Here is a 3724-nt window from a genome sequence, read left to right on the forward strand (position 1 = left end):
ACCAGCAGCCGATCGAGGTGGCCACCCTCGCCGACGCCTGCGCACGCGCTGCGGCGGCCGATCCGCGGGCGCTCTGGCCGGATGGGATCCGGTCGTGCGCAGCCTGGTTCCAGGGCGTGAACGACTCAGGGTTGGTCATGTGGGACACCGAGACCGGTGGTGGTTTCGATGGGTTGCTCGCCGAGTGCGTCAACGTCAACCAGGGTGCAGAATCGACCCTTGCGGTGATCTCCACCCTGCAACACGCACAGCGTTTTTCGCTGGTCCCGCAGTGACTTTGATGAGCACCGGGCTCGCCACCCGCGACCCTCAACGGGTCGCCGCCGACCCGGCGCGGGTGATCACCCGGCTCTTCGTGCCCGGCCAGGAGGGCTTCGAGCTTCAGGAGTCCCGAGCGGAAGTGGTGCTCAAGCGCATCCTCGCCCTGAGCGACGACGATGTTCTGTCGTCCCTGGACGACGTGATCATTCGCTTCGACGGACGCCATCGTGACCTGGTGGGCACTTTCCGACGACACGCCCGCGAGCTCGCCGATCGCCTGAATCCCGACGTCCATCTCACCGATGCGCGAATACTGTTGCTGGGAGCAACCTTTACCAGCGAGTATGCCATCGAAGGGGCGGCGCTGTGCAACCCCAGCATGGTGGCCCACCCCGACCAGACGGACATGGCGACAGGCAGCCTGCGATTCGTGATGAGCGTGCGGGGGATCGGGGAAGGACACCGCTCGTCCATCGGGTTCCGCACCGGTGTCGTCGACGCCGCGGGCCGGGCCACAATCGACGAGCCGGCCCGCTTCGCCACCACCGGAAGCGTGTCGGGCGCGCCGCTCGACGCCGCGGTGTTCCGCGGCGAACTCGGCCGCATCGGTAATGCCGGCGAGGCTGCGAACTACGTCTTCAACGCGCTCGGCGAGCGCTTTACGCGATCCGACCTCGAGGCGCGACTTGGCAATCTCCGGGCCAACCTGAGCACCCGCGGACACGGGGAGCGCGCAGTCGCTCTGATCCGCGCGATCGCCGCGCGATCCTATGCGGTCGAATTCCCCAGCGAAGTATCGGTTTCCGAGCGCGTGCTGTGGCCGTCGATGGAGGCCGAGCAGGCCGGCATGGAGGACGCCCGGTTCGTCCGCTTCGTCGACGACGACGGCTCGGTGACCTACTACGCCACCTACACGGCTTACAGCGGATCCCACATCAGCCAACAACTGCTCAAGACCAAGGACTTCCAATCCTTCACCTCCGGACCGCTCGTGGGGAAAGCCGCGGCCAACAAGGGTTTGGCCTTGTTCCCTCGACGAATACGCGGTCGCTACGCCGCCATGTCGCGATCGGACCGCGAGACCAACACCGTCGCCTTCACCGACCATCTGGCGGTCTGGGCGAGTGCGTCGCCCTGCCAGCAGCCGGCTGAGCCGTGGGAAGCCCTGCAACTCGGAAATTGCGGTCCGCCAATCGAAACCGACGCGGGTTGGCTGGTGCTCACCCACGGTGTCGGGCCGATGCGCACGTACAGTATCGGCGCGATTCTGCTTCAGCTCGACGATCCGACCCGCGTGCTCGGCCGGCTGCGAAGCCCGCTACTCAGCCCCACCCAGGACGAACAGGATGGCTACGTGCCCAACGTCGTGTACTCCTGCGGCGCGCTCGTTCACGCCGACACCCTGGTGATCCCCTACGGGATCGCCGACCGCGGCATCGGCATCGCCACTGTGCCACTACCGCAGCTGCTGGCCACGATGGTTCAGCAATCAGATAACCCGAGATGAGGTCATCATCAGCACGATGAGAAGGTCCCGCGACGCAACGCAGAATCCGTTGGGCGAGTACGTCCTTCACATGGGCGTGGGATTCGTCGCCAAGGAACGCCCGCACGTGCTACAGGCGTTGGCTACGCTCGAGCCGCACCTGGGCCGGTGGGATCCGCGTGACATCAGCCTGGAAGTCTCATTGCAGGACCGCGGACGCAAGGAGCAGCGCGTCACGTTGCGAACGACCTTGCCTGGTCTCCCGCCGCTCATGGCCGTCGCCGACAACCGCGACATCACGCGCGCCCTTCACGAAGCGAAGCGTGAGTTGATCCGGCAGCTCGAACACCAGAAGTCGGCGTGCGAAGCCATGCATACCCGCAAGGTCGGGCACAACACGATCCGCCACCCGGGCCTCTAGCGCGGGGTGCTGACGTTCTTGTCCGAAGACGATCGCGGGAACAACCGCTAGCGCGTCGACGGCCAGTACCGCGCGCGGATCTTGCGCTTCATCAGTTTTCCGGTGTCTTCCCGAGGTAAGTCGTTGTCGAACACGACGATTCTGGGCGTTTTGTAGTGCGCCAGATTGGTTCGGACATGTTCGCGCACCTCGTCTTCGGTCAGGCCGGTCGCGTCGACGTGGGCGGCGATCGCCTCGCCGAACTCCTCGTCGGGTACGCCGAACACGGCGACGTCACGGACGCCGCCGAGTTCGAGTAGGCACGCCTCGATTTCGGCCGGATAGATGTTCACCCCGCCCGAAATGATCATGTCCGTGCTGCGGTCGTTGAGAAAGAGGAATCCGTCGTGATCGAGGTAGCCGACGTCGCCGATGTCGAGGTATCCGTCCTTCTCCATGGCGGCCCGCTTGTCCGGGTTGCCGTGGTAGGTGAAGTTCGGCACAACCGACGGTGGCCGCAGGTGGATGAGCCCAGATTCACCTTCTGGCAGCAGATTTCCGTCCTCGGAGTAGATCCTGACGTCGGCGTCCCAGATCGGCCGTCCGACAGTGCCGGGGTGCGCGAGCCAGTCAGCGCTGTCGCACGCCACGCAGGGAGCGGATTCGGTGCCGCCGTAATACTCACGGACGATCGGCCCGAACCAGTCGATGATGCGTCGTTTCACTTCGGGCGGGCATGGCGCCGCGGCGTGCACGACACACTTCAATGAGGAGACGTCGTACTTCTGCCGGACCTCGTCGGGAAGGCGCAGCAATCGAACGAACATCGTTGGGACAGCTTGGAAGTGATCGATCTGGTGTTCTTCGATCAGTCGTAGCAATTCCTCGGCGTCGAAGCTTGCCATGATCGTCAGATCGATACCCGCGGCTGCACTCACCAGCGCGTGCGCATTGGGCGCGCTGTGGTACATCGGCGCGGCCACCAGGGTGCGCATTCCCGGGGCCAGCCCGAACGCCTCGAGCAGCAAGCCCGCAGTGCCTTGCGCCTGCGCGGCGGTGGACGGTGCGCGGATGATGCCCTTGGGTCTGCCCGTCGTGCCGGAGGTGTACACCATCGCCAGCGGCGCCTGGCTGGGCGGTTCTGACCGTGGGCCCTGCAGCGCCAACCAGTCCTCGTAGACGGGATGTCTTCCGGTCGGCGGTTTCGATTCTTGGGCGACTTCGATCAGTGTCCGATCGCCGGCTACCGCCTCGGCAGCGGAGATGAGGCTGGTGTGGGCGAAGATCACTTTGCTATCGCTGTCATCGAACAGGTAGGCGAGCTCGGCCCCTTGCCAGTGCCAGTTCACCGGCACGGGTATGGCGCCCAGCATCCCGACACCAATGCTCGCTTCGATGAACGCGATCTCGTTGTGCAGGTAGATGGCGACTCGGTCGCCGGCCGTGACGTCAAGGGCGGCAAGGCCGTTCGCGACCGCGCCGGCACGGGTACGGACGTCTTCGTACTCTCGGAAGACGTGTCCACATCGCACGCCCGCCATCAGTCGGCGATCCGGGTTGCCCGCCATGTTCCGAAC

3 protein-coding genes and 1 pseudogene are annotated in these 3724 nt (G+C 65.3%); 3 read left to right on the forward strand and 1 reads right to left on the reverse strand.

What is annotated here, in order from left to right; genetic code table 11:
- From WAN02_RS18945 to WAN02_RS18955, 3 genes and pseudogenes are all read left to right on the forward strand, one after another.
- Nucleotides 1-275 (forward strand): annotated as a pseudogene (locus WAN02_RS18945) (glycosyltransferase); the annotation flags it as partial.
- Between the two features lie 5 nt (nt 276-280).
- The gene (locus WAN02_RS18950; RefSeq protein WP_422265781.1) at nt 281-1768 is read left to right on the forward strand and encodes a glycoside hydrolase family 130 protein; all 1488 of its coding nucleotides are present in this window, start codon (nt 281-283) and stop codon (nt 1766-1768) included.
- A 16-nt stretch (nt 1769-1784) separates the two neighbouring features.
- Nucleotides 1785-2168, forward strand: a complete 384-nt coding sequence (locus tag WAN02_RS18955) for a hypothetical protein (RefSeq protein WP_422265782.1) — start codon at nt 1785-1787, stop codon at nt 2166-2168.
- Between the two features lie 47 nt (nt 2169-2215).
- On the opposite strand, the gene WAN02_RS18960 is transcribed toward WAN02_RS18955, so the two are convergent.
- The coding region (locus WAN02_RS18960) for an AMP-binding protein (protein ID WP_422265783.1) at nt 2216-3724 on the reverse strand (1509 nt) is incomplete at its 5' end.

It is taken from the genome of Mycobacterium sp., from assembly GCF_049281135.1.
GTDB lineage: Bacteria > Actinomycetota > Actinomycetes > Mycobacteriales > Mycobacteriaceae > Mycobacterium.